22 protein-coding genes are annotated in these 25,107 nt (G+C 61.1%); 18 read left to right on the top strand and 4 right to left on the bottom strand.

The genetic code is table 11. The features are described 5' to 3' along the window. Positions 1 to 83: 83 nt before the first annotated feature. On the top strand, positions 84 to 6,938 hold the full coding sequence (locus U5A65_RS13780; RefSeq protein WP_321946583.1) for an SNF2-related protein: 6,855 nt from the start codon (positions 84 to 86) through the stop codon (positions 6,936 to 6,938). After that, on the top strand, positions 6,935 to 7,342 hold the full coding sequence (locus tag U5A65_RS13775) for a hypothetical protein (RefSeq protein WP_321946582.1): 408 nt from the start codon (positions 6,935 to 6,937) through the stop codon (positions 7,340 to 7,342). Before U5A65_RS13780 ends, U5A65_RS13775 begins: the two co-directional genes overlap by 4 nt. A gap of 91 nt (positions 7,343 to 7,433) precedes the next feature. Here the strand turns inward: U5A65_RS13775 and U5A65_RS13770 are convergent, their stop codons facing one another. Continuing rightward, positions 7,434 to 8,228 (bottom strand): RNA methyltransferase, encoded by a 795-nt coding sequence (locus U5A65_RS13770; RefSeq protein WP_321946736.1) that lies wholly within the window; start codon positions 8,226 to 8,228, stop codon positions 7,434 to 7,436. Between the two features lie 375 nt (positions 8,229 to 8,603). On the opposite strand from U5A65_RS13770, the gene U5A65_RS13765 reads away from it, so the two are divergent. Beyond that, positions 8,604 to 9,404 carry an inositol monophosphatase family protein gene (locus U5A65_RS13765; protein ID WP_321934887.1) on the top strand — a complete coding sequence of 267 codons (801 nt, stop codon included), beginning with the start codon at positions 8,604 to 8,606 and terminating at the stop codon, positions 9,402 to 9,404. 11 nt (positions 9,405 to 9,415) lie between these two features. Here the strand turns inward: U5A65_RS13765 and U5A65_RS13760 are convergent, their stop codons facing one another. The 3 genes from U5A65_RS13760 to U5A65_RS13750 all read right to left on the bottom strand — a co-directional run bounded on the left by U5A65_RS13760 (position 9,416) and on the right by U5A65_RS13750 (position 10,707). Continuing rightward, on the bottom strand, positions 9,416 to 9,649 hold the full coding sequence (locus U5A65_RS13760) for a hypothetical protein (protein ID WP_321946581.1): 234 nt from the start codon (positions 9,647 to 9,649) through the stop codon (positions 9,416 to 9,418). Further along, on the bottom strand, positions 9,646 to 10,023 hold the full coding sequence (locus tag U5A65_RS13755; protein WP_321946580.1) for a hypothetical protein: 378 nt from the start codon (positions 10,021 to 10,023) through the stop codon (positions 9,646 to 9,648). Before U5A65_RS13755 ends, U5A65_RS13760 begins: the two co-directional genes overlap by 4 nt. A 123-nt stretch (positions 10,024 to 10,146) precedes the next feature. Then, positions 10,147 to 10,707 (bottom strand): hypothetical protein, encoded by a 561-nt coding sequence (locus tag U5A65_RS13750; protein ID WP_321946579.1) that lies wholly within the window; start codon positions 10,705 to 10,707, stop codon positions 10,147 to 10,149. 177 nt (positions 10,708 to 10,884) lie between these two features. Here U5A65_RS13750 and U5A65_RS13745 point away from each other — a divergent pair, with 177 nt between their 5' ends. The 15 genes from U5A65_RS13745 to U5A65_RS13675 all read left to right on the top strand — a co-directional run bounded on the left by U5A65_RS13745 (position 10,885) and on the right by U5A65_RS13675 (position 25,098). Then, positions 10,885 to 12,426 (top strand): hypothetical protein, encoded by a 1,542-nt coding sequence (locus tag U5A65_RS13745; protein ID WP_321946578.1) that lies wholly within the window; start codon positions 10,885 to 10,887, stop codon positions 12,424 to 12,426. 1 nt (position 12,427) lies between these two features. After that, on the top strand, positions 12,428 to 13,315 hold the full coding sequence (locus U5A65_RS13740; RefSeq protein WP_321946577.1) for a hypothetical protein: 888 nt from the start codon (positions 12,428 to 12,430) through the stop codon (positions 13,313 to 13,315). A 2-nt stretch (positions 13,316 to 13,317) separates the two neighbouring features. Continuing rightward, positions 13,318 to 15,735, top strand: coding sequence for a transglycosylase SLT domain-containing protein (locus tag U5A65_RS13735; protein WP_321946576.1), 2,418 nt, complete (start codon positions 13,318 to 13,320; stop codon positions 15,733 to 15,735). A 124-nt stretch (positions 15,736 to 15,859) separates the two neighbouring features. After that, positions 15,860 to 16,306, top strand: a complete 447-nt coding sequence (locus tag U5A65_RS13730; RefSeq protein WP_321946575.1) for a hypothetical protein — start codon at positions 15,860 to 15,862, stop codon at positions 16,304 to 16,306. Further along, complete coding sequence (locus U5A65_RS13725; protein WP_321946574.1) at positions 16,306 to 16,713, top strand: hypothetical protein; 408 nt, start codon at positions 16,306 to 16,308, stop codon at positions 16,711 to 16,713. The genes U5A65_RS13730 and U5A65_RS13725 overlap by 1 nt, the downstream gene beginning before the upstream one ends. Continuing rightward, complete coding sequence (locus U5A65_RS13720; RefSeq protein ID WP_321946573.1) at positions 16,706 to 17,581, top strand: hypothetical protein; 876 nt, start codon at positions 16,706 to 16,708, stop codon at positions 17,579 to 17,581. Before U5A65_RS13725 ends, U5A65_RS13720 begins: the two co-directional genes overlap by 8 nt. Continuing rightward, the gene (locus tag U5A65_RS13715; RefSeq protein ID WP_321946572.1) at positions 17,578 to 18,195 is read left to right on the top strand and encodes a hypothetical protein; all 618 of its coding nucleotides are present in this window, start codon (positions 17,578 to 17,580) and stop codon (positions 18,193 to 18,195) included. The genes U5A65_RS13720 and U5A65_RS13715 overlap by 4 nt, the downstream gene beginning before the upstream one ends. Positions 18,196 to 18,200: 5 nt before the next feature. Next, entirely contained in the window at positions 18,201 to 18,698 is a 498-nt protein-coding gene (locus U5A65_RS13710; protein WP_321946571.1) for a hypothetical protein, read from the top strand. 110 nt (positions 18,699 to 18,808) lie between these two features. Next, positions 18,809 to 20,443, top strand: a complete 1,635-nt coding sequence (locus U5A65_RS13705) for a hypothetical protein (RefSeq protein WP_321946570.1) — start codon at positions 18,809 to 18,811, stop codon at positions 20,441 to 20,443. Positions 20,444 to 20,508: 65 nt separating this feature from the next. Next, the gene (locus U5A65_RS13700) at positions 20,509 to 20,850 is read left to right on the top strand and encodes a hypothetical protein (RefSeq protein ID WP_321946569.1); all 342 of its coding nucleotides are present in this window, start codon (positions 20,509 to 20,511) and stop codon (positions 20,848 to 20,850) included. Positions 20,851 to 20,881: 31 nt separating this feature from the next. After that, the gene (locus U5A65_RS13695) at positions 20,882 to 22,504 is read left to right on the top strand and encodes a hypothetical protein (RefSeq protein ID WP_321946568.1); all 1,623 of its coding nucleotides are present in this window, start codon (positions 20,882 to 20,884) and stop codon (positions 22,502 to 22,504) included. A gap of 12 nt (positions 22,505 to 22,516) precedes the next feature. After that, complete coding sequence (locus U5A65_RS13690; protein ID WP_321946567.1) at positions 22,517 to 23,263, top strand: hypothetical protein; 747 nt, start codon at positions 22,517 to 22,519, stop codon at positions 23,261 to 23,263. Beyond that, complete coding sequence (locus tag U5A65_RS13685; RefSeq protein WP_321946566.1) at positions 23,263 to 24,093, top strand: hypothetical protein; 831 nt, start codon at positions 23,263 to 23,265, stop codon at positions 24,091 to 24,093. The genes U5A65_RS13690 and U5A65_RS13685 overlap by 1 nt, the downstream gene beginning before the upstream one ends. After that, on the top strand, positions 24,090 to 24,866 hold the full coding sequence (locus U5A65_RS13680) for a hypothetical protein (RefSeq protein ID WP_321946565.1): 777 nt from the start codon (positions 24,090 to 24,092) through the stop codon (positions 24,864 to 24,866). The genes U5A65_RS13685 and U5A65_RS13680 overlap by 4 nt, the downstream gene beginning before the upstream one ends. 58 nt (positions 24,867 to 24,924) lie before the next feature. Beyond that, positions 24,925 to 25,098 (top strand): hypothetical protein, encoded by a 174-nt coding sequence (locus U5A65_RS13675; RefSeq protein ID WP_321946564.1) that lies wholly within the window; start codon positions 24,925 to 24,927, stop codon positions 25,096 to 25,098. Positions 25,099 to 25,107: the final 9 nt, after the last annotated feature.

Below are 25,107 nucleotides of genomic sequence, written 5' to 3'. Positions count from 1 at the left end.
CGCTTGTCTGTAGGAAAACGCGAGCCGGGAAGGGCGATTGGCGAAGGGAGACTGAGCGGCATTCCTCCCTTCGCTTCGAACCGATGAGCCTCCACCAACTACTCGATGACGTCCGCGGCGACCATGGCGCGCTTCTCAACAGGCTGAAGCTGGCGGGCGAGGCGGCCCGGCTCATTACCCAGCGCTCGAAGCTCTCTCGCGAGAGTACGGCGGATGTGCTGGCGGCTCTAAAGATCGGCAAGCGGCTTCGCGAACTCGGGATTGCGCTAGGCGTGCGAGTTGGGCCAGTGCCCGTCGAAGCCCCACAAGAGCCCGCCAGCACCGCACCAGATGCGCCCACGGTCGCGTTCTACCCCGACGCGGGCACTAAAACACTCACGCAGCGCCAGAAAGACAATAACGCTGCGATCGAGTTGCTTCGAAAGGTCCAGGCGGGTGAAGTGGCCGTTACGGACGCCGAGCGCGCGATTCTCGCGAAGTACACTGGTAGCGGCGGCGGGCTAATCGCCGCTGACGGGCTGACCGGCTCACCTCACGAGTATTACACCCCCAAGCCGGTTGCAGAGGCGGCATGGAGCATGCTCAAGGATCTCGGATTCGAGGGCGGTACGGTGCTCGACCCGTGCGCCGGAACGGGCATCTTTACGGCGACGCGCCCGCCAGCGGCTGTTATGACACAGATCGAGCTCGATGCGACGTCAGGCGCGATCAATGGGGCCATCAACGATGGTCCCACCGTTTCGACTACCGTTTCCCCGTTCGAGGCGATCGCGGCGGTGACGCCCGACGAGATCTACGACGCCGTTATTACGAACGTACCGTTCGGTGACCTCGCAATGCGGGGCGATAACCCGCTCAAGGACAAGCGCTTCCAGAAGCGAAACCTGCAGGAGTACTTCATCCTGCGCTCACTGCAAAAGCTCAAACCACGCGGGCTGGCGGTCTTCATCGTGCCGCCGTCGATCGTGGCCGGTAAGGGGGCGAAGCAGCGCAAACTGCGCCTCGAGGCATCTTTGATGGCGGAGTTCATTGGCGCATATCGGTTGCCGAACAAGGTTTTCTCCGAATCGGCATCAGCGGACACGATCACCGACGTGATTGCCTTTCGAAAATTCAGCCGCGAAACGGTTCAGAAGCTTGATGAACTGCAGGCGCAAAACCCGGCCGTGCTCACCGAGGCGCGCGTGCTGTGGGACGAATTCCTCGACGGTCAGTATTTCAAGGGGGAGGGAAAGCGCTTTGTGCTCGGCGAGTCGGCGCGCGGCATGGGCAAGTTTGGCGAGGTCGAGAAAGTCATCAACGACGACAGCGTCGCGAACATCGCGCGCATGATCAAGCGGTTCCCGAAATCGCGCATCGATTGGGCCTTGCTCAACGAAGCCGAAACGTCGCCGATCATCTACGCCGATGGCGACGTGATTCACTCCGACGGCCGTACGCTCGAATGGAAGGACGGCTCGTGGAACCCGATCGAAACGGACCTGGCCGACGATAAGGTGATGACGGAAACTGGCGTGCGCGTGCAGACGCCGCTGGACGCGGTGAACACCGGGGTAACGTGGGAGCAGGCGAATCGATGGTACGACCAGCAAACAGTGCTGGGGCGGCACGTCGATATTCCGCCGTGGTTTTCGGCCGCGTATCAGGGCCTTCGGGCGATTGGCGCCGCAGACCGCGAAACTTCGTGGGAGGCGATCGCAGCCGGCATGGCCGCGATGGACCTCATGCAGGCGGCGAGCAGTACCGAGCCGTTCAATTACCGCGACGCCTATCCAACGCTGTCCGCGCAGCTCGCGAAGCTGCAGGCGTACGGTAACAAGTCGATCGGCGGCGCGCCGAAGCTCGTCAAGGACGCACTGCTGAGCATCCGGAATGCGCGCCTGAAGGGCGAGTTCACGCCGTTTTGGCTCGGTGAGATTCTGGCGAACCCCGAAGCGGTCGCGCTGACGCCCACACAGCTCTACGAGAAGATCAAATACGAGTCGGAGGACGAAACCGGGTATGTGCCGATCGAGCGCCTTCGCGAAGCATTCTCGGACTTCGATCCGCTTACCTCGAACGAATGGTGCCTTTCTCCGGACGGCAAGAGCGTAACGCGGCCCAGCGACTACTACAGCGGCAACTATGCGGATTTCCTCACGCGCGCGAATGCGGAGCTCGCAGCCGCGGCCAGTGACGAAATCAAGGCGAAACTGGTAGGCCAGATCGAAGCTGCGAAGCAACGGTTGAACACGGTCGACGTATCGACCATGACGTTTAACCTGTTCACGCCGTATATCACGAACCTTCAAAAGCTGGAGTTCCTGAAGCAGTACGTCTCGAACGATATTTTCCTCACGACTGACGCGACCGGGCGCGAGATCTTTGACATCAAGCAGTCGGCGCCGGGCAAGTACGCGAGTGCGGAAGAGCGGGACCAGTACAAGGCGCTTCAGCGCTTTGTGAAGGGGTACCTGCGCAATCAGAACATCACCTCCATGAGCAAGTCGGATGATGTCGAAGCCGACCCAGCGCGAGAGGCGGCGCTGCTGCGCCGTATCAAGGAGATCGCGGACAAAGCGAAGGCCCAGTTCGATGCCTGGGCGCGCGCGAACGAAGAGATTCAGGTCGCACTGCACAACAAGTTGAACGCGCCGGAGGCGTTGCGCTTTGTCGAGGAACCGGACACTACTCCGGTTGATATTCCGAATTTCAATGTCGAATCGTTCCGGCCGCACCCATACCAGTACGCGGCAGTGAGGCACTTCTCCCGGCGTTTCGGCGGCCTTTTGGGCTTCGATGTGGGCCTCGGCAAGACGATCACGGCGCTCGCAGCCGCGCAATACGCGCAAAGTATCGGCGTCAAGCACAAGACTGTATTTGTCGTGCCGAACAACACGCTGACGAACTGGGCGAAGGAAGCCGGGCGAGCATACCCCGACACGAGCGATTGCCTGTTCGTCGGCATCAGCAAGGGGCGGGACGGCGCGGATCGCGTCGACAACGATCAGGTTCGGATTGACCTCAATGCGATACGCGAGAACCGACACGCCAAGATCTTCATGACGCTTGAAGCGTTCAAGATGATCCCGCTGCGCGATGAAACGATGCAGTCCTACGTCGACTACCTCAGGGCGAACGACGACGCTTTCGCGCTGGCGGAAGAAGACGAAATGAAGAAGCGCGCCAACATCGCAGCCGCCAGCAAGGCGGCCAGTGTTGGCGCAACCGGCACGAAATCGGGGGCGGTGCCGTACTTCGAAGACATGGGGATCGATTCGCTTGTCCTTGACGAGGCGCACAACTACAAGAACAGCAAGACCACTTCCTCCGAGTTCAAGGGTGCGAAGTACCTCGCGGACCCCTCTCGCTCACAGCGCGGCATGGACATGCAGGCAAAGGCCTGGTATGTGCGCGGGCTGTCGCCGCGCAATGACGGCGTGCTTAGTTTGACGGCCACGCCTGTGACCAATTCGCCGCTCGAAGTGTATTCGATGCTTACGCTCTCACTGGGCGAAGAAGAAGTGAACCGCATGTACGGCGTGACTGGCGCGGATTCGTTTATGGCTGCCGCGTGTGATATCGAGGAGCGCGAGGAAGAGAACATCGTCGGGATGATGCGCTCCGTGCGCGTTTTCACGGGCCTGCAGAACGCGGGCTTGCTGCGCCGAATGATGCGAAGCGCCGCGGTCATCAAGACAGCGGAAGACGTGAAGGCCGACGGCGTCGATATCTCTGTACCCGAAGCGGAGGAGATCGCGACATCGGTCGACATCGGCGCCGCGTCGTTCAATCTCATCCTGAAGTACAAACAGGACTACCTCGACGCGACCGAGCGCGTAATAGAAGGGAATGCGGACGATGGCGACAAGCTGACCGCGAGCCCGTTTAATCTCATTCGCAAAATGACCCGGGTTATCAGCGACCCGGAACTCGACGCCGGCGTGATGACATTCACGTCCGGGGCGGATAGCGTCGAGGCGGCAGATGCTGCGATCGCGGCATTCAACGCGAAAAACATCGTCGAGGAGCGCGACTACGACGATCCGAACGCGGCGCCCGCAGACGTACGCACGAAGCTGACGAAGGACGTCGAGACGGGCGACGCTGTCACGAAGTTCCTCATTACCGTTCGTGCGCGCCGGGCGAAGTCGGGCTTCGCGGTGGAATTGCTGTCGACGGACTACAAGACGCAAGACGCATTGCTCAAGCTGCTCGACGGGAAGGGCATAACGCCCACGGTAAAGGTGAGCCCAAAGCTCGCGGCGTTGATTGCGAACTTCAAGAAGGAGGCCGCGAATCCTCGCCACAGGGGGCAGGCAAAGCAGATCATTTTCTGCGATGAGCTTTCGCTGCACCACAAGATCAGGCTCGCGCTGACGCAACAGGCAGGTGTGCCGGCGGGCAAGATCAAGATCGTTAACGCCGTTTCCGTTGACGTTGCGGGCATGCAGGCGGTGCAAGACGGCTATAACGCGGATGGAGACGAAAACCAGTTCACGGTCATCATCGCAAACAAGAAGGCCGAGGTGGGTATCAACCTGCAAAAAGGCACTCAGGCGATCCACCATTTTACGATCGGGTGGACGCCTGACTCGATACACCAACGCAACGGGCGCGGTGTGCGCCAGGGCAATCCGCTCGAGACCGTGAACGTGTACCACTACGATGCGGATGGCACTTTTGATGCCTACAAGCGGCGGCTCGTGTGCGTGAAAGCGGACTGGATTGGTTCGCTTATGTCAGGCGACTCCTCGAAGATCGCCATCGAAGGCGACATGAGCAAGGAGGACTATGAATTGCTCGCGAGTGCCGTAGGCGATGCTGCGGCCATGGAGCGCGTCAATACCCAGATCGCCGCGCGTAATCTCAGGCAGCGGGAGGCCGCGAACAAGACCGCCCAGGTCCAAAGCCTGCGGATTATCGAAGCGCAGCGCGACTGGCTTGCGAAGTTCGGCGCCGACGTGCGAGGGCGCGAGGAAGTGGGCTTCTCGGCGTGGATCGGCAGCAAGCGATCCGCGGCAGCGGGGACGCGCGCAAAGATCAACGAATTGAAGGATCGCCTCGACGGCGCCAAGGCGGATCTGACGCGCAATCGCCTGAACCGGCAGATTGCGGACCTGACCGAAACGCTCAAGGCGCAAACTGGCGTGCTTGAGGGCCTGCCGGTTGATTCGGTGGGGTTGCCGACGGTTCGTAGCGAGTACACCGCGATCAGCGAGGCCGAGCACGCAACCAAAGCATACGAGAACTGGATGCATGACCTGACGATCGCGCAGCGTATGCGAGACGAAGCCGCGGTGAGCTTCAATGCCCGCGCGCGTGACGGGTACTCGTCTGAGGCGCTCGCCGCCTTCAACGACAACAGCGCGGCGATCGTGGCGGGGCAACTTGCGGTCGTAGGGACGTTCGTGGAGGACAAGGGCAAACTGCTTGTTGTGGCGAAGCCGCGCATCGGGCGCGTGACTGCGCTCGTGGGTTTTGATCCGGCCACGCAGAATGAAACGGAACTGCTTCGGATGTCGGGTGCGACTTACATCGTGCCCGGCAGTTCAGCATGGTCGGACGCTGTGCGGCGCGCCGTTGCGGCGGACGAGCAGACAATCCGGAGCGCCACTGAGGGCTTCGGCGAGAGTAGCCCGAACCTTTATTCGTCGATGGTGGCGGACGTGCGCGATGGTTTGACGATCCCGATCCCTTCGGCCTCGCTGTACAGCGATTCGTTTTGCTTCAAAGACCCGTATTTTCCGTATTTCGTAAGTTCGACCGACATCGGCGATGCGTTGGCGAACAGGATCCGCGCGGAGCAGGGCGAGCTTGTAAAGTCGCGCAATAGCCGGTACGTCACGCTAAACGATCTGCGGGACCTCGGCCCGACTCTCAGGCGCTCCGAAGCCGACATGTACAAGGCGGTCAACAAGTATTGCCTCGCGCACGGACTGCGCGCGACGGAAGATGACCTGAAGGCTATCAGCTATCCGCTGTCGCTGGCGGGTGCCGCGAAGGAGCTTGGGCTAACGCAGGAATTCTTCAACGCATTGCCGGATGGCGTGTCGCAGAGCAAGTCGCCTGAGGATCTCGATGCATGGGCGCTCCAGTGGTTCAATTCCGCGCATGTTTGGCTGACCGTGCCGAGCCTTGATGACGTTCTCAACGCAACGGAGATGCGCCGATATCGCGAACAGGCAAACAAGCTCGACGATGGAAGAGCGAGGTGGGTAGCATTGCCGGACGATGAAGGCTATGCGTTGCGTGAGCCGGCCAGGGAGGCGATCAAGGCGGCTGTGACGGCTGGCCTGCTTGTTGAGGAGATCAACGCGGCGTCGCTCGAATCTTATGGGGGCTGCATGCCCGCCAGTTTCAAACCGCACCTGCGTGAGCTTGCGAATACGATGTTCGCCGAGCTGGATGCACATATTGAACTAAAGGTGGGCGTCGAAAAGGTGAGGGCTTCGATGTTGCTTCCGCAGTCGACGCGCATCTACGTCGCAGATTGGAATCGCGCGGCAGATGTCGTGATGCGCGTAGTCTCCAACCTGTGGCCCAGCATGCAGCAGTGGGCTCGCGCCACAGCGGCGGCGAGCGCTGTGAAAAGCGCTGGCGCAGACGCGCAGGCCTACGTTGCGGCGCTCAACGACGTATCCGGCGTCTATGGCGCAAAAATCGGCACGGAGAGTTTGACCAAGTACGCAGACCGATACACTGGCCAGTATCGCTACGAGGCCGGCACGTATATCCTGTTTGGTCTGACGCGCGGAAGCGATGCGTTTCGCCAGGTCGCATCGCCCGGCGCGTCTGGCCTGCAAGGCCGGACATTCGATCAGCAGCGCAAGCTTTTTCGTGTGACGCTACTTGACGCACAGACCTTCTCGGACGGTCAGCACGTGGCGACCGTCGCGGACCTGTTCAAGAAACTCGGTGTCGACCTGCCGACATCAACAACTACGGAGTCAGCATGACCACGGCGTACAAACTGGATCCCGCGTATCTCGACGCGCGCATGAGTGCACTCAAGGAGCAGGTGGGGACGAACGACGTGCTACCGATCTTCGTCGAACAAACGCGGAAGGTACTCGCATCCGATCGTCTCAACTACCGCCGCTATGGTCCGTACTGGTGGGCGATGAAGCGGGTGCTGCATGAAGAGGGGATTGACATCGGCGCGTTCGAAGAACCTGCCTGGGCGGATGTCTACTTCGAACGTGACGCATCTGGGAATGTTGATCGAGCGCGTACGCTGCTGGCGGCGTGGGAATTCGGCGACGACAACATGGAAGCATACGGAGTGCAGTCGAACGTCTATGACATCGACGACACGACATTCCAGCTATACGACCCAGACCAGGAAGAACGCGACCACTGAACTTGCGGACAAAGACATTAAGTGATGCTCCCCGTCGCCGATGAGAGTCGGTGTTTTCAAGCCTCCTTCGGGAGGCCTTTCTTTTGGCACTTTAGCCTTTGTCTTTGCCCGTGTGCTTAAGGATGTGCTTGGCGATGCCGCGCACAATGTTGACCTCCTCACGCTCGAGGCCGGAACGGGCGAAAAGCCGCCGCAGACGCGACATCAGTTTCTTCGGATTGGCGGGGTCGAGAAATTCGAGCGCGATGAGCGCGTTCTCGAGATGCACGTACATGCGTTCAATATCGTCGCTCGTGGCGAGCGGAGTGCCTTCGCCCGCAGTCCCGGCGGCTGGCAGCGCAGCACCGGGCGAACCCTCGCCAAGGTATGCGAGCCGGAGTTCGTACGCGAGCACCTGCACAGCCTGAGCAAGATTGAGCGAGCTATAGGCAGGATTGGCCGGAATGTGCGCAAGCGCGCTGCAGCGCTCGACGTCGTCGTTCGAGAGGCCGGTGCGCTCATTGCCGAAGACCAGCGCAATGTCGCCGCCGTGCGCCACCTGGCGACAGGCATCCTCCACTGCCTGGCGGGGCGCGGCGGGCGGCGGCCCGTACTCGCGCGTGCGCGCAGTGAGCGCGAGCGACCATTGCACGCCCGCCAGCGCGTCGGCGAGCGTCGGCACGATGTGGGCGGCCGCGAGCACGTCGTCGGCCCCGCTCGCCATCGCGACGGCTTCCGGGTCGCAGTGGACCTGCGGCACCCGCGGCGCCACCAGCACGAGGCGTGAGAACCCCATCGTCTTCAGCGCGCGCGCCGCCGCGCCGACATTGCCGGGGTGGCTCGGCTCGACGAGCACGAAGCGGGTGGACGTGAAACCGCCGCGCAGCGGATCGTGAGCGGGCGTCATTGGAGTGGGCTGAACCAAGATGAATCTCAAACGGCGATTAAGGGGACGAGTTATGTTAGCGCGCCGCGGTTGTTCGGCCTATCCCGGCATCGCGAATTACAACCGATTTTCCGCGAACAACGGAAAAATTGGGGTGTGATCGTTGTGTCTAGGAGGGAGTTAGGGCGCCGGGGCGTCCTACAATCGGGTAGAATTGCAGCCCTGCGCGGAAGCCAACGCGGCGCGCGCATCGCTCTTTTTCAATTCGACTCCCGTTGACGGGGCAGAACCCGCAAGCCGATCCGGCTCGCGCGCTGCCCAATCGTTAGACGCTTTATGTTCTGCACCGGCACTACGCGCATTCGCGCGCACGCTGGACAACAAGGATCCTGGCTCATGCACCCCATGCTCAACATCGCTGTCAAGGCCGCGCGTCGCGCCGGACAGATCATCAACCGCGCGTCGCTCGACCTCGACCTCGTGCAGGTCGCGAAGAAGCAGCACAACGATTTCGTCACGGAAGTCGACAAGGCGGCCGAAGCCGCCATCATCGAAACGCTCAAGACGGCCTACCCCGACCACGCCATCCTCGCCGAGGAATCGGGCGAATCGGACAATGAGTCCGAGTACCAGTGGATCATCGATCCGCTCGACGGCACCACCAACTTCATCCACGGCTTCCAGTACTACTGCGTCTCGATCGCGCTCGCGCACAAGGGCATCGTCACGCAGGCCGTAGTCTATGACCCGACGCGCAACGATCTCTTCACCGCCTCGCGTGGCCGCGGCGCGTTCCTGAACGACCGCCGCATCCGCGTGGGCCGCCGCGACCGTCTCGCCGACGGCCTGATCGGCACCGGCTTCCCGTTCCGCGAAAAGGACGGGCTCGACAGCTACTGCGAACTGTTCGCCGAAATGACCAACGCGTGCGCGGGCCTGCGCCGCCCGGGCGCGGCCGCGCTCGATCTGGCCAACGTCGCCGCCGGCCGCATGGACGGCTTCTTCGAGCAGGGTCTCAATCCGTGGGACGTCGCCGCGGGCGGCCTGCTCGTGACGGAAGCCGGCGGTCTGATCGGCAACTACACGGGCGACTCGGACTTCCTGCACGTGGGCGAAGTCGTCGCGGGCAACCCGAAGATCTACGCGCAAATGGTGCCGATCCTCTCGAAGTACACGCGCGTCACGAAGGCGGCCTGATTCGGCGAACTTCAGTCAATAGTCACACAAGCGGCTTCGGCCGCTTTTTTGTTTTGTTTTGACTGGTGTGTGGAATTGAGCGGCTCGCGCGCGCGGTCAATCGCGTCCTCAAGCCACTCGCGGCCGAGCCGCTGCAGCTTTGCCCATTGCTCATCGCTCAAGCGCACTGAGCGCGGGTGCTTGTCGGAGCGGATTGCGCCTTCGGGCAGCGGTGGACGCCCCCGGCGCTTCGGTTCCTGAGTCACGTTTGTTTCTCCTGTGCTCGCTTTTTGCGAGGAGCATAAAAAATCCGCTCGCGATCTTCGGCGCTCAGCGAGTGATACCAGGCGCGTGCTTTAAATTTATGAGCCTCCCAGGCTCCGGGTTCAGCCAGCATTCGCGCGCGCCACGACGCGCGCTCAGCGCGTGCCGCAACAAGCAGTTCTTCGCGGCGTGCCGGATGGTCCTGCATCACGCGTATGCGCCATTGTCTGCATCTCTCGCGCGCATAAGCGCGAAAGATTGCTGCGAACTCCGGGTCTTCAGCAAGCCGTGCTTTGAGCCGTTGCAGATAGTCCACTCGCTTCGCCTTCCACTCATCGCTCGCCTTCCGTTCATTGTGATAGCGCGCCTTTTCCATTCGCCTTCGCCGCTCAGCGGCGCAGGCTGCGCCACAACTTTTCGCCGGCATCCCGGGCTTATGAGGGATCAGAGTGCCGCAGATTTCGCAGTGCCTGCGCTTTTTCGGACTGGACATTACCGATCAAGCCTTCGTCAATTCATGCTCGTACCCGAGCATGTCGATCATGTACGTAGCACCTTGCTCATCCGTCACTTGCACGCCGCGGTAGCCGAGCAGCTTCGCGGCACGCGCGGTGAAGTGCTGAACGTCCCACGATGCGTCAGCAGCGTCGTCTGCTTCGATGCTGCCGATGTCATACACCGATTTCGATCCTTCGATCAGCGCTTCCGCATCGTCTTCGCTCACGTCAAGGAGCGTTGCGAGTTCAGCAACAAGCGGTTCAAGCTTCGCCGCATCTTCGTGGAAGAAAAGACGGCCGTCGTCGATGATCTGCTCGTCGTCGATCTCGATGCTGTACGTCACGAACTTGCCAGCCGTCATTACGTAGACCTTCGACGAGAAGAATAGGAAAGCGCCGAAACGGCCGTTGTTGTTGATGGCTTCAATTTTCTCGGGGCTGGTATGGAAGAGTTCCACGTCGTTCTCCTGTCGAGCTTCCGCGCTCTGGCGATTTAAATGTAATACAAAAAATGCACTGTGCGGATCGCTTGATGTAATACATTCGAATTGTTTGACGGACATCAAGAGGCAGAGGATGTACGCCTGATCGTTGATCCGAATGCATTGGTGTGAACACTTTTCGCCAAGCGCGCGGATTGCGCGGCTAAAACTCGTTTCCAGGCTTGCAAGGAAAACGACACAGCTACCAGGTCTCCGGCGCGCCGGATAGTAGACGCTGTCTCTAACCGTCCGCGCGCTATGCCTACAACCGTACAAGCCGAAGAACCGCACAAGCTTCGAGGCTTCCTGAAGCGCCTTTTCGGAAATTCAGCGCCGCCCGTCATTTCCGAAACCGAACAGACTGACGCGCTGGCCGACGGGGCGTCGGTGGCGATGCTTCTTGGTGGCGGCAAGCGGGTCGCGCGCAACAGGATCCAGATCTATGAGAAGTGGATCGAGATGGTGGGTGACCCCATCATCTCGACTGCCTTGCGGCTGCACGTGACCGCGGCGCTCGGCGGTCACGAGACTTCAGGGGACGTCGTCTTTATTGAAACCGCCTCGGATGCCTCGGGGGACAAAGGTGCGCAGAAGCTTGCGAAAGAGCTGACGGCGGATCTCGGAGACCTCTTCAACCGGATAGCTTACACCGTGGGATTTAACGGCGCGGCATACGGCGATGCTTATGGCCGCGTTTATCTCGGTCGTGAGGGGGTAGCGGACGTCTACGTTGATGAACTCGTATTGCCGCCGATGGTGATCCCGTACGAGCGCGCAAACACGACGTGCGGCTATGTTGTCGCGAGCGGCACGCGGGCAATCGAACGCTTGAGTGTGGCTCAGATGGTGCGCCTCAAGATGCCGCGTTGCGTCTACATCCCCCAAGTCCGTGCGATGGAAAAGGCGATTCGCACCTCACTCCGCGAGGATCGACTCGAGGCGTTGCCGCTCATGCCGTCATCCGTGGGCGGTTCGTTCCTGGAAGGCGCCGAGGGGCCATACGATCAGCTCAGCGCCGCACTGGTTGGTCTCGTCGGCCAGCGCGTGCTCGATTCGATCGACGAGACGATGATCACCGTCAACATGGACGGGATGAACAAGGAGCAGCAGAAGATCTTCGCTGCGAACATCAAGAAGATGCTGCTGGGGAGTCAGAGGCGCGCGCAGGATGCGGTCAAACGGGGGCGCCCCGTGCTCGAGCGCATCTTCCACATGATCCCCGTCTGGGGTGACAAGCAACTCGCGACGATCGCGGGGAGCGCTTCGAATGGCTCGGGCCGCGGGCCCAGTGGCAGCCTCACAATCGAAGACGTGATGTTCTACGCCAAGCTGCTTGCCGGCGCGCTTGGTACCGACCTTTCGATGCTTGGGTTCTCGGAACTGTTGTCCGGAGGCCTCGGCGATGGTGGATTCTTCCGCACCTCCGCTCAGGCTGCAGAGCGGTCGCGCCTGCTACGCGTCGGCATGACCGACTTCTTCAACTCCATCATCGATATCCACACGTACCACAAATACGGCAAGGTTTATCGGCCGGATGAGCGCCCGTGGACGATCAATTTTTACGGCACGATCAGCGCGCTCGAAACCGAGCGTCAGCGCACGAAAACGGAGGCGATGAATACCGCGATCACCATGGCGCAGGCGCTCGACCAGATCAAGGGAATTGGTCTCGCGCGGCGCGCGCTTATGATGTTCCTGACGAAGATCATGCTGCTCGACGAAGACCAGGCCGCGCTCATCGCGGAAGATCTGCTTGCAGTGCAGGATCAGGGCGGCGGCAATGGCGAGGAGGACGCCTAACATGTCAATCTTCGACGACGTGGTCGGCAAGGTTTCGAGTGGCATGTCTTCTATCGCATCGTCAGCGAGCGGGATGGTCAACGATCGCGCGTCGGCACTTCAGGAGCAAATAAGCGATTTCACGCTCTCCAGCGCTGGCACGGCGCTCGCGGAGCGTGCGATCGGCCAATATGCACCGTCGATGTCCGGAGCCTTCTCGCGCGCAATGGCGGGCGATTTTGCAGGGGCGGGACTAGACGCGCTCAAGCAAACGGAAATCGGCGCGAAGTTTAATCGGCTTCTGTCAGGCGATTTCCTCACGAGCCTGCTCTTCGGACGGATGCGCAACCCGTTGCTTGGCGGCATTACGCCGACGGAGGCCCGTCGAATTCTCGACGAGGTGCAGGCCACGCCATACGCCCGGCGCAACCTTTTTTATATCGAGGTCCAGAACTGCTACGGCATGGCGGCCGCGTGGCCGCGTATCGGTGCCGATAGGTTCAACCTGTTCGTCACCGGTGTCTCATTGACGCCGCGAGTCATCTCAGGAGAGGGGCGGCAGATTGGCTCTGGGTCCTTTGATGCGCTTCACGGGACAGAGCGCCTTGAATTGCGCATCACGACGCTTGATGACGCTCACGGAACTGTCAAGCGGTGGTTCCAGGGGCTACTGGATCAAGTCGCTCGCAAGGACGGCACATTTGGCGTACCGGCGGACTATCTCGTGAAGATCCGGATTCTCCACGCGGCAATAAACGACGAGACGATGAAGCTTTTCGGCGGGTATCAAAACAAGTTTGTCGTACGGCCCACGCAAATGGACACGGAGCTATCGCGCGCGGAGAACGCGTTGCAAGAGCTTCAACTGTCGTTCAGCCAGTTCGATACATTCATGTTTGACCAGACCTGACCATGCAATTCGATTCGCAGGGGTTCCTCATTGTCGACAAGCCGACCAAACTCGGCGACCTTGGGAACGAGCTCACCGGCATTCATGCCGACACGAGCGCGATTCTCGACATACTGAAATCGGGAGTGCGAACCGGCCGTGGGCCCCGCGGCCAGCGCGCGCCGGCGAGCGATGTTCCGCGCGCGAATTCGGTGATCGCGCGCACGCGCGACGCACGTGGGCGCTTCGTCGCGGTCGGCGGTGCGAGCGCAATTGTCCCTGCTACCGCGGTGGCGCCCGTTGCCAAAGCCGTGCAGACACTAACCCGGCAGCAGGCGGAGCAACACGCAGAGGTGAAGCGGGAGGAAGCGGCGCGCCGAAGTCGTGAGGGCTCGGCACCTGTCAACGGCCGTGACGCGCGGGGCCGCTTTGTAGGAGGCGGTGGACGCTCCGGAGGTTCAGGGCCAGGCGACTTGTCGTGGTTCAGGCGAACGTTCGCCAAGCTGCGTCACGGTTTCGGCGCAGCGGAGGGCAAGCTGGCCGCCGCGGTGAATGTTGGTGAGATCGAAAAGGTGGACCCCGCGATTGAGGCGGCGAAGGAGGCCGCGCGCGTTGTGAAAGGACCGGCGGGCCTTGTCGCATCGGTGGGTAAGGCAGTGCTCGGCCGCGGCTTTGGGTTCGCGAAAGACAAGTCGTCGTCGTGGCTAGGACGCATCTGGTTCGAACTCCGGTTCACGCGCCGCCAGCAGAGCGCGTTCGATACCGCACAGCTTCGGACACTCAAGTCGATCGACAAGCGTACCGGTCAGGGCAGGGGCGGCGGGCTGTTTTCCAGCTTGCTGTCCGGTATCCGGTTGCCGGGACTAGGGATGGGCGGGATTCTTGGCGGGCTGTTTGGTCTCATCGGTAAGGTAGGCAAGCTCGGATGGCGGGGCTTGACGAAGCTGTTGCCCGGCCTCGCGAAGGGGGGGATGAAGTTTCTCGGGCCCGTTGGCAAGTTGCTGCGGCGCATACCGGGTCTCGGCGCACTCATGGCGGGCGGTAGCGCGGTGATGAGCCTGTTCGGGCACGACGACCCGAGCAAGAGCCCCGAGCAGAACCGCCGAGACAAGTTCGTGGGCATTGGCCGCGGTTTGGGTGGTGTCCTGGGGGCCATCGTCGGCGAAATATTCGGCCCGATCGGCGGCGTGCTCGGCGCGATGATGGGCGACAAATTGGGGAAGCTGGTAGGCAACTGGCTGGCGGATGTCGACTGGACGAAGGTGGCCAAGTCGATAACCGACATGTGGGACACCTGTGTCAAGACGCTGGGGACTGCTTGGGACGATCTCGTTAAGTCTGCGAAGGATTGGTTCAAGGATAAGTTGGGCATTGACGTCGAAAAGGTGCAGGAGACGGCAAAGACGGTACTTAAAGACAGCGTCGAGGTTGTGAAGGACTGGGGCGGGAAGGTTGGCGCGTGGGGGGCGGGCCTTGTTGAGGCGGGGCGCATGAAGTTTGATAAAGGCTATCGGGGTAAGGCCGATTGGAGCGGCATCAAGGGAGGAGAGGGGCTAGCCATGGGCACCTACACCGGCGATGAAGCCGAGCGCATCCGGCAGCTAAAGGCAAGCGGCGCGAACACCGATGCTTCGCTCAAAGGCGGTATGCCTCGCGAGATTCAGCAGAAGATCGTCAATCAAGCACTCGCAGCCGGCCTGAACCCTGTGGAAATGCTCAAGATCGCCGCGATGGAGAGCGGTGGCAATAGCAATGCAGTATCCCCGACTGGCGCGATTGGTATCTATCAATTCGTGGGTAGAACCGCATCGGGCGTGGGGATCAAAGATCGTTTTGACGCAGACCAGAACATCGCTGGAGGCATGTCGCTCGCACAGGAGAATGCGAAGCGGTTGCGTGCGGCGAATCTGCCGGCGACGTCTGAGAATCTCTATCTTATGCACCAGCTCGGTCCGGGGGCGATTGAAGTCATCAAGGGGGCGCAGCAGGGCAAGTCGATCTCGGATCTGTCGCCGGACATTCAGAAGGCCATTTCGCTGAACTATGGTGGCAACAAGGCAAAGACTGCTGCAGAGTACATCGATCTCAACAGAAAGGCACTCGACGACCGATTCAAAAGCACGGTTGCGGGTTCCGCCGGCGGGTTCATCGGGATACCCGATAAGGCGGTTGCGCAGAACAAGACCGCCAGCACAGCCACGTCTGCGCCCGCAATTGGCTCAATGCCCACGATAGGAGTGGCGTCAATGCCGCCGTTGAGGCAGCCTGTCTTCTCCATGCCTACGGCAGTGGCGCCGCCGCCCGTGGCTCAAGCGTCGTTCCAGATGCCTCTATCGCCCTCTTATCCGATGCAGGTTGTGCTGGCGGACAATCGGCTGATTGGTCAGGACGTAAGCGACCGCCGCATGGCACATATCGCGTCCGGCGGGATCTCCGGATAGCTGATAGGAAAAACCGCGCGCGTGCCGCGCGCACCTCCCCATAGAGTGAGCGAATCGAAACTTGCTCAGCGGGAGCACGCCCATGGTCGTCAAGAGTGGCACGTATCTGCAATCGTCCTACCGAATGGTCAAGGCGATGGGCGATAAAGCAGTCTCTTCGGATGCGATGTTCGTCATCGACAACCACGAAGACCTGCGTCTGCTTTGCAAGCAGTTCCCATGGCCAATCCTTTCGCCAGCCGGCGAAATCGAGGTGCCGATGCCGCTTGGCGCAGCAGCCTGGCAGCCCCAACAGCTGAAGATCAATCAGCAAGGCCAGGTGACGTTCCTCGAGACCGTAGAGGGTCACGTGGCAGCGTTCGTGCAGGCGGTGGTGGCCGACGGCGCGAAGTTCAACGCGACGGTCTATGAAGGCACGATGGAGGAGTACAAGCGAAAGGTCCGGATCCTGGACGCTTTCTTTGTATTCGACAACCCCGACCGCGATTGGGAAAACCGTGGTCAGGTGCTCAACATCTCCGGCACGCTGTTCTTTCACTACTTCGGCGAGCAATCGAAGGGCAACATCTGATGAGCGACTGGCCGAGCCTGCGATCGCGTGCGGCGACGTGCGCATGGTCTTTCAGCCTCGTTGTCAGCGACGAGGACGTCGAGCGTCAAGCATCGAATGCACTTCGCCAGTACCTCGGGTGGGCCGACATCGCGAAGCCGCCGAGTCGCGCACACCTCGACAGCAAAGCAGGCGATCTATGCGAGACGGTCCTTTCCGATTCGGAATGGTCGCTTGTGAAGCCCCTGTTCATGTTGTACGTGGAGCGCGAGAACGCCCGTGGGTGGGAAGCGTCACGCGGCCAGGGCGTCGATGTGCCCGGCCGATCAATCGATCAGATCGAATCTGATATCCGCCAGTATGAGCTCTCGGACCTTCCCCGGTTCGCGTTCATTCAGTTGCCGTTCACGGTGAGCCCTGATGATTGACGTGAACGGTCTGCGCGGCGATCTCGTGGTGTCGGCGTGCCTACGTTATGACCTCGCACCGATTCCGCTCACATTCGAAGCTGGCATCCGCACGACTCAGGCGACCGCAACGGACTTTCAGCAGGACAAGATCATCACGGTCAACGAGGTTGAATTCCAAATCGTCAAGACGGAGCCGTTGCCCAACGCGATAGGCGTACAGGGTAGCGAGCCGATTTCGGCGACACGCATCATCGCGTTTCCGCGGGGGTGTGTGGGCGTGGCGCGCCCGCGCAGTTCCGCGGTCGTGTTTGGCAGTGCAACGCTCGGAGGGATCTATCGCGCGTGCGGGGCAACGATGCCCGTTACCGGTGATTTCCCCGTCGGGCGTTTCGCTTGCCTCGTCGGCGACGTGCCGACGTTCCACATCGGGCGCCTGCTTCAGGAAGAGGCGGCGGTGATCACATGGCGGAAGCAGCAGCTAGCCGCCATGCGGGTGCAAGATATCTTCAAGCAGACGCCGAGCACCAACATCGACATCGAGGTCTCCGAAGATCTGCGCAGTGAGTTCCTCGAGGCTGACCAGATTCCCGTTTATGTGTCGACTGGCCCAGACGGCAAGTTTGTGTTCGGGGCCGCGCGCGGGCCTTCGCGGACAGTGCACTACACGCCGTCCAAGACCGTGCGGGAGCTCAACTATATGAGCGCGATCCTCGTGCGCCGCAAGGTCATCAAGGCAGCACCGAACCTGACTGTGCGCGCGGGCGACGTGCTATCGATTCGCGGCACGCCCTATGCCGTTATCACGGCTGCGCACTACGAGCAGAACGATACCGACGGCTCTGGTGCGCAACAGTATTCGCGGTTCTGGCTCGGAGTGCTCGCATGATCGGTCTCATGCCCGCGGAGGTGGATTCCGTATCGCTCGATGACCGGAAGCGGCGCATCTACCGGGTGCGCATCCCTGGTTTAACTGACGGGGCCGCGGAGATGCCTCAGGCGAAGCTCTGCAATCCGATGGGCGATCGCAGCGAGAACACGGAAATCCGAATCAAGCCCGGCGACCGGGTATGGCTTGCGTTCGAATGTGGAGACACGCGCTATCCAGTGATCGTGGGCTTCAGGCCGCGCAACGTGGAAAACGACATTGATTGGCGACGGTTTGAGCACGCAAACTTCCAGTTCAACGCGGACAACACGTTTGAAGTCATCGCCAATACAACGGTACACGTGAAGACCCAGCAGGCAGTGATCGAATCGCAAACCACGCTTATCGACAGCAAAGACACGCGCATCACCGGGACGCTGACTGTCGAGAAGCTTCTGACGTTCAACGGCGGAATGGCGGGCAAGGGCGGGGAAGGTGGTGGCGATGCCGTTAAGGTCGACGGTGGGGCGTACTTCACGAAGGATGTTATGGCGAATGGCGTGAGCACGTCGGGCCACAAGCACAACACGAATGGCGACCACGCTCCGACGGACGCTCCCACCAAATCAGGGTGAACGATATGGCCGAAAAGAACCTCGTATTCGATTTTTTCAACCTTTCAAACAAGGACGCCGCGATCAAAAAGGCATCGCGGTATTTCCTGCGCGCCGGCGCGACGGTCGCATCGGTGGACGTACTGCCGACAGTGAAGCGGCTCGCGGGCGTCGAGTACCGAGAAGTGCAGTTTGGTTTCGCGGACAGCCAGACGGTACTGGTCGGCGTCACTGCGACGGGCGATGTCGGCCAGGTGAAGCTGAACAGCAAGGCGCTCCCAATCAAGGCACAAGACGACCATGTGGCGGCGATAAGCGAAATCGTGGGCGCAATGGATCGTGGTCGAAAGCGGTTTCAAGCGGCGCTGACTCGCGTGAAGGTGGCACTACCGCCGTCAATCCGCACGGCGGCGCCCAAGATCGAACAGGAACTGCGCGAGCGCATCGCGGTAGTAGACGAAGCGATCGAAGGCGCGAAGCAACGTGTGGTTGTGCTCGAGGCACAAGTCGCGCAAGCCGCTTAGGAAAAGCGCAGCGAGGCCACGTATTCGCGGCTCGGAGAATTGCAGTAGCTGAAATTGCACGGCGTTCCGTGCATGGATCAGGACCATACCATCACTATCAAGGTAGCCATATGAACGGAACCAGCCAGAAGTACACGCTGCAAGACCAGAACTCGCTCGAAAACTACGTCAATCGCGCAATGGCAGCGCAGCCGAAACCCGGGCTGATTCTCGACTCGGCCGCCACCGCGAAGGATCTGCTCGATTCCGCAAAGAACGAGGCCGGAGCGGAAGTGCCCAAGGTACTCAATGAACTGCTTGGCAAGGCTCCGGAAGCCCAGGAGTCGGCACTGATCAAGGCAGTTCTGGACGGCGCGACGGTTCACTCACGCGAACACGGCTTCCTGCCGCACGGTGATCTGCTGCTCTCGGCGCTGCATCAATGCCGGTCGGTATACGACTCGGCGACAAACTCGCACCACGACCAGATCTCGCTGACCACTAACGCACCGGTCATCGCGATCCTGAGCGCGCTTTCCGAGGCTACGCCTTTCGCGGGCTATCTGCCGGTCGATCAAGGCAGCAACGAGGCGCGACTGATCGTCGTGGCGCACCAGGCGGCAAGCGACTGGGGCGACTACAGCCGCGGCGACCTGATGGACGGTGTCAAGTCGGGTGGCGTGTATCTCGGCGCGCCTCGCACGCTCGAACTCAGCGCGCCGAACTCGGGGAAAGACTACAAATTCGCGTTCCTGGCGCAGACCGAAGCGGGCGACGCAATCATCCTTCTGCGTGGGCGCACGATCATCTACGTTAATGGCCTGATGGCTGCAATGGAAGTGGCAAATGCGCCCTCGACCTCTGCGCAGGTCAACATCGGCGGCATCGTGCGACTTGACGGCCAGGACTACGCGCTGGCGGGCACGGTGAAGCCGGATACCGGTGAAATCGTTGTTACACCGACTCCCGCGCTGCCGAATGGCTCGATCGTGACCGTGGAAGCCTTCGTCGACTACGAAGCTGACGATACGAAGACGCCAAAGATGGCAGTGCAGGCAAGTGCGTTCTCGCTGTTCGCCGCGCCGTTCCGTGCGGTCTACCAGGTCACGCCGGAAGCGCGGTCGCAGTTCGCGAACGAAGTCGGCGTGGATGCCGGTGCAGAGGCGATGCTGGCGGTCAGAGCCCAGTTCGCCATGGAACGCCACTACAACGCGCTGAAGAAGGTGCGCATGATCGGTCGTTTTGCGAACAAGTCCGAGTTCGACTACGACTACCAGGACCAGATCAAGATGAAGTCGCAATCGCAAATCTGGCAGAACTTCTCCTCGCACGTCGGCGCGGTGTCGCAGCAAATGGCAGAAGACACGGCCGACCACGGCGTGACGCACCTCTACGTTGGCAAGAACGTGGGAACGCAGTTCCAGGCGATGCCGGGTGAACTGTTCGAACCTTCGGGCATCACCGCGCGCCCGAGCATTTACCGTCTCGGCAAGCTCTTCGGTCAGTACGAGGTGTACTACAACCCACAGGCGAACGAGACCGCGGACGGCACGGCATCGGAAATCGTTGCAGTCGGCCGCAGTTCGCAAACGGCGCGCTGTCCGATCATTTTCGGCGATGCGCAAGCGCCGTTCTTCGAGCCGCTGGGTACGACTGAGCAACTCAAGTCCGGCTACGGCTTTAGCTCGCGCTGCTTCACGCACGTGAACCCGCACCAGATGTCCGCGGTGGGCTGCGCAGTCATCAACGTGAAGAACCTCAAGTAAAGCCGACGGCGGCGCGCAAAGCGCGCCGTCTTATTCACCATTCAGAAACACAGAGGAAGGCCTCCATGACCACGCCGGAAACTCCCAAAGCCGATCCGCAGGAGCCCCAGGGGGCAAAGCAGGGCACGAAGCTGCAAACGTCGAAGAAGGTAGCCGCTACGCGGGAGGACGCGGCGCCAGAATTCCCGCGTCAAATGCAAATCGTCAACGACACGGCGATGCCCTACGTCATTGCACGTGTCTACGTCGAGCCGGGCAAAGCGGCACCTGTTACGGTTCGCGACGCAGACGAAAAGGCGCGTATCGAAGTCGATTGCGAGCATCTGCTCGAGCTGAATGGATCGTACGAGGATCGCGAAGTGCCCGCTCTGCGTCTTGTCGATGCAGACGACACCGAGCAGCAGTAAGCGCCCCGCATCCGGTTAGAAGGGAGTCAGCATGTTCTATTCGCACACGCGCCAGCTAGGGGCGCAGCCGGGCGTCCAGCTCAATCCGGTGCAGGACAACACTGAGGGGTTTGCTCCGGATCAGGGCGACCAGACGATTGCGCTCGTGGGGCGTTTCAAGCGTGGGCGCATTGACGCGGCGTTCAAGGTTGACCGCGGCACGCTGCGCGAGCGCCTTGGCGCTCCCGAATCTCTGCGCGTTTCCGCGCTCAACGAAGCGTACGTCCACGCGTATGAGGCGGCAAACAACGGAGCGATTGAGGACGTCGTCGTGCGGCTGAGCACGCCGGCCGCCGTGAACAGCTATGCGGTCTTCTCGATCACTGGCAGTACCTGGAAGTTTGCCGCCAGCGCGACTGCGCCAACCACGGGCTACGTTTTCTATTTGCGCGACCTCGAGTGCTACAACGATGGTGTCAAGATCGAGGTCAACGGCGTCGAGAAGTACGACGCGAACAATCAGCGAGTCGCGACTGACATGGTGACCGTACGCGTACGTCAGCCAGACGGGACGATCCGCGTGGAAGCGACCGGTTCGCTCGACCACACCGCGATTGACGACTACGGCCAGGATGCGTACATCGGCACGTTGATTGCCGCGCAGCTCGACAGCATCGAACTGACCTCCGTTTCTACCGCGCTCATTCCGGTCGCGGCTGACTTCTACGGGAAGAATGCGGATGGCACGGAAAAGCTCGCGTCGACGGGCGATACGCCGCTCATCCTATTTCAAGAGGGCGGTACCGCATACACCGCGGACGATTACGACCGAGCGGTATCGATGCTCGAAACCTCGCCGTACGACTACGGCTACGGGATCAGCGCAGGCACGCAAGCCGTGGCGCTCATTTCGAAGATGGCGACGATGCACATTCGCGCCAATCGGCAATTCATCGTCGATATCCCGGGCGGCCTGACGCCTGAGGCGGCGGATGTATTCGTGAGTCAGCTCAACTGCGATACGCACTATGTCCAGTTCTACTGGGCGCCCCTCCAGACGGACGATCCGGTGAACGGCGGCAAGGCCGTTATCGGTCTTTCCGGCTATCAGGCGGGCCTGCGCTGCGCGCGCAACGCTCAGGCGAACGCTTATGGGCTCGCTCCGAAGAACTATCCCATCGCTGGCAAGGAATGGCCGTTACGCCGCACTGGCGTGCGTCAGCTTTGCACTCCCAGCGACCCGCAATTGAACAGTCTCGCGCTCGCGAAGATCAATCCGGTGCTGTTTGTGCGCTACAACGGCGGCGGCAAGTACGCATTCACCGATTCGCTCACGAGCGCGAAGGTCGCGACATCGTACCGAAAGCTGATCACCGTCGCGGAGATGTCATCGTCGATCGACGACATGGTGGTCAAGTACGGACGTGAAACCCTTCAATTGCCCATGGATCTCGCGATCGGCCGCATGGAGCGCTTTCTCGAAGATCTCTTCGATGCCGCTGGATCCTCGAAATGGCTCGTACCGTCTGACAACGATGCGCTGGGCGAGAAGGGCTATGTCTTTCAGGTGGCCCGGCACAAGCTCCGACCGGCCGATGCCTACGTGGTGACGTACGGCCTGCACTACGACGGCGTTGCGCGCGCGATCTTCGTGACGCAAACCATTTCCCGATAAGGAGAATTCAAAATGCTGACGCAATATCCCGGGTCCGATTTCATGCGCCCGCTGCTCGAGCCCGCGCCGAAAGCGAAGCCCGCACCGAACCGGCGGCTCGTGCTGGATGGCGCGAACGACGACGACGAAAGCGATGCGCCGAATGGCGCGACGTATGCATCGACGGACCTTCGCCTTAAAGCCGCTTCGATCGTGCAGGAGTTTGCCGCCACGCCGAACGACGACCTCGGCGACGGCGAAACGCTGTCGGACCGCCTCCAGATGCTCGTCGTCGGCGCGATCGACGGCGATAAAGACGGCGAGATCGACGACGACGAAGCGGCAATCGGCGAACAACTGCTCGACGCGATCTGGGACTACATGGCTGCGAAGGGCATCTCGGACGATGACTGTGATGCACTGCTGAACGATTGGGACGACGACACGGCCGCCCGCGTGAAGGACGCACTGGTGGAGGCGATTCCCACTGACGAGGCAGATGCGGAGGAAGACCTGGACGATTTCGCGTTCGATGATGACGCGGAACAGTCGATCTTCGATTCCGCTGGCGAAATGGTGCTCGACGCTGTGTACAAGAAGCGCATGGTCATTCGCAAAGGGAAGAAGGTCAAAATCCGCAAGCGCATCTCTGGCCGCGTGCGCCTGAGCGCGAAGCAAAAGCTGGCGGTCCGTAAGATGCTGCGCAAGGCACATTCGGCGCGCGCGATGATGCGACGCATGCGCTCGATGCGCATCCGTCGGCGCGCGGGCCTCAAGTAATGGCCGGAGCCGATTCGGCGCTCGACAAGGGGGAAGTTCGCATCCTGTCTTCGGACTGGACCGGTCTTTCCCCTTTTCTCATCGCGAAGTTCTACCCGGTCAAGCGCGTGGAGGGCGGCGGGGGGTGGCAGCAGGACACGGGATCGCGCGAAGTTTCGCAATCCGAGAACTACACCGTCGACAACGGGTTTGAGGTGTGGGCGCCGATCACGGACGGCGCGCGCGAAATCTCGATGAACTGGCATTCGCCCTTCGAAAATTCAGGTTCAAACGCGCTATTTCCAACGCTGTCCGCGCTGCTCCAGGGCGGTCAAGCCCAGGAGTTGTACCAGACGATCACGGGTAAGTCGATGTCGGAGGACGCGGGATCTGTCGGCGGCCTGCTCAAGCAGGCGGAAGGGCGCACGGGCATTACAAAGCTGAATTCAACCCAGGTCTTTCTGGGTATGCAGCCCGTGAAGATCTCCGTCACTGCGCATTTTCGGGCGCTCAAAGATCCAGTTTCGGAGGTTCAGGATCCGATCGATCAACTGCTCGCATGGTCTGTTCCGCAATATCTGGCGGCCGAAGGTCTGGTCGCGAATGCGATCAAAGGCGGCGGGCAGAGCGCCGTTGAGACCGTGTTTCCGTCGGTTTCCCCGCAGCTCATCGCGATGCAGTATGGCAACAAATCCTATCTGCCGCTTGTGGTCGAGAGCGTGTCCGAGCCGATAACGGTTCCCCGTTCGAAGGGCGGCGTAATTCTCCAGAGCAGCGTACAGATTGGCCTTTCGTCGCTGACGGCGCTTGACCGCCGCGACATTGCGGCTGCCTACAACACCCGAAAATGATCACCTTTGCCCCCATCAGAACGCGCCGCCTCGATGTCCGCCTCCGTGAACTCACGATCGGCGACGAGATCGCGCTTTGCCACGTTCCGCCGGCCGCTCACGAGAAAGCAATGTCCGAATTCCTCGCGCGCTGTGTCGAGCGTGCGGAGACGCCGTCGAAGCGGCACGTTGCCGACCCACGCGCCTGGACGGTACAGGAGCGCACGCTAGTGCTTTCGCACTACTGCACACACGTACGCGACGATGGACCGGACTATTCGGTGACGGAAACTTCGCGCCTTTCTGACTATCTGGACATGGCGATCGACCCGGCGGATCCGAGCACGTTTGAGGCCTGCGAAGACAACTGGGCGCTTCAGCCATTGACCGGCGCCGCCGCCGAGACATTGGAGACGCTGCAGCTCGAAGCAGAGTACCCGGGCCGCGAGCACTGGATGATTGGCGTGATGGCAGCGCAGCTCGTGCGGCCGGGAAAGGACGAACCACCGGACGCGATCGGGGAGCCGTCGGGCTACACGGACTGGGTGCGCCAACGAATCGCGCACTTGCAGGCGATGCCGGCGAGCGAGATGGATCGCCTCTACGCCGGCTATCGTGCCGCGCTCGAGAAGGATTGCCAGTTCTTCCGGATCTGGTTTGACCAGGAGGGCGTCATCGTTCTCCCGAAGCTTGGCCTGGTCGTAGAGGGCGGGGGCGCTGTCGTGCCCCCGGCGCGATTTCTCGTTGACGCCTGCATCGGAGACCTGGCGATTTCAGTCACTGGAAAATCATAACGAGCTTGTCGCGAACTTGTTCTTAAACTTCGGTCGCGACTTTGAGACGGCGCTGTCAATGCACCGATCCGACCTCCAGATGCTATTCGCGAGCAAGGCATTCAAGGAGTGGGAGAAAGCGCGCGACTCGGGTACGAAGCTACAGCTAGCGGTCGTTGAACGGCTCGATGCGGTCATACGCGCGTTCGGCAGTCTGGGCAACGTGATCGTGGGCGTGCTTCGCCGTCGCTAGCGATTGCTC

Origin of the sequence: Paraburkholderia sp. J10-1 (genome assembly GCF_905220165.1) — a bacterium.
In the GTDB taxonomy this organism is placed as follows: Bacteria; Pseudomonadota; Gammaproteobacteria; order Burkholderiales; family Burkholderiaceae; genus Paraburkholderia.
This window is presented reverse-complemented; position numbering and strand designations above follow the sequence as displayed.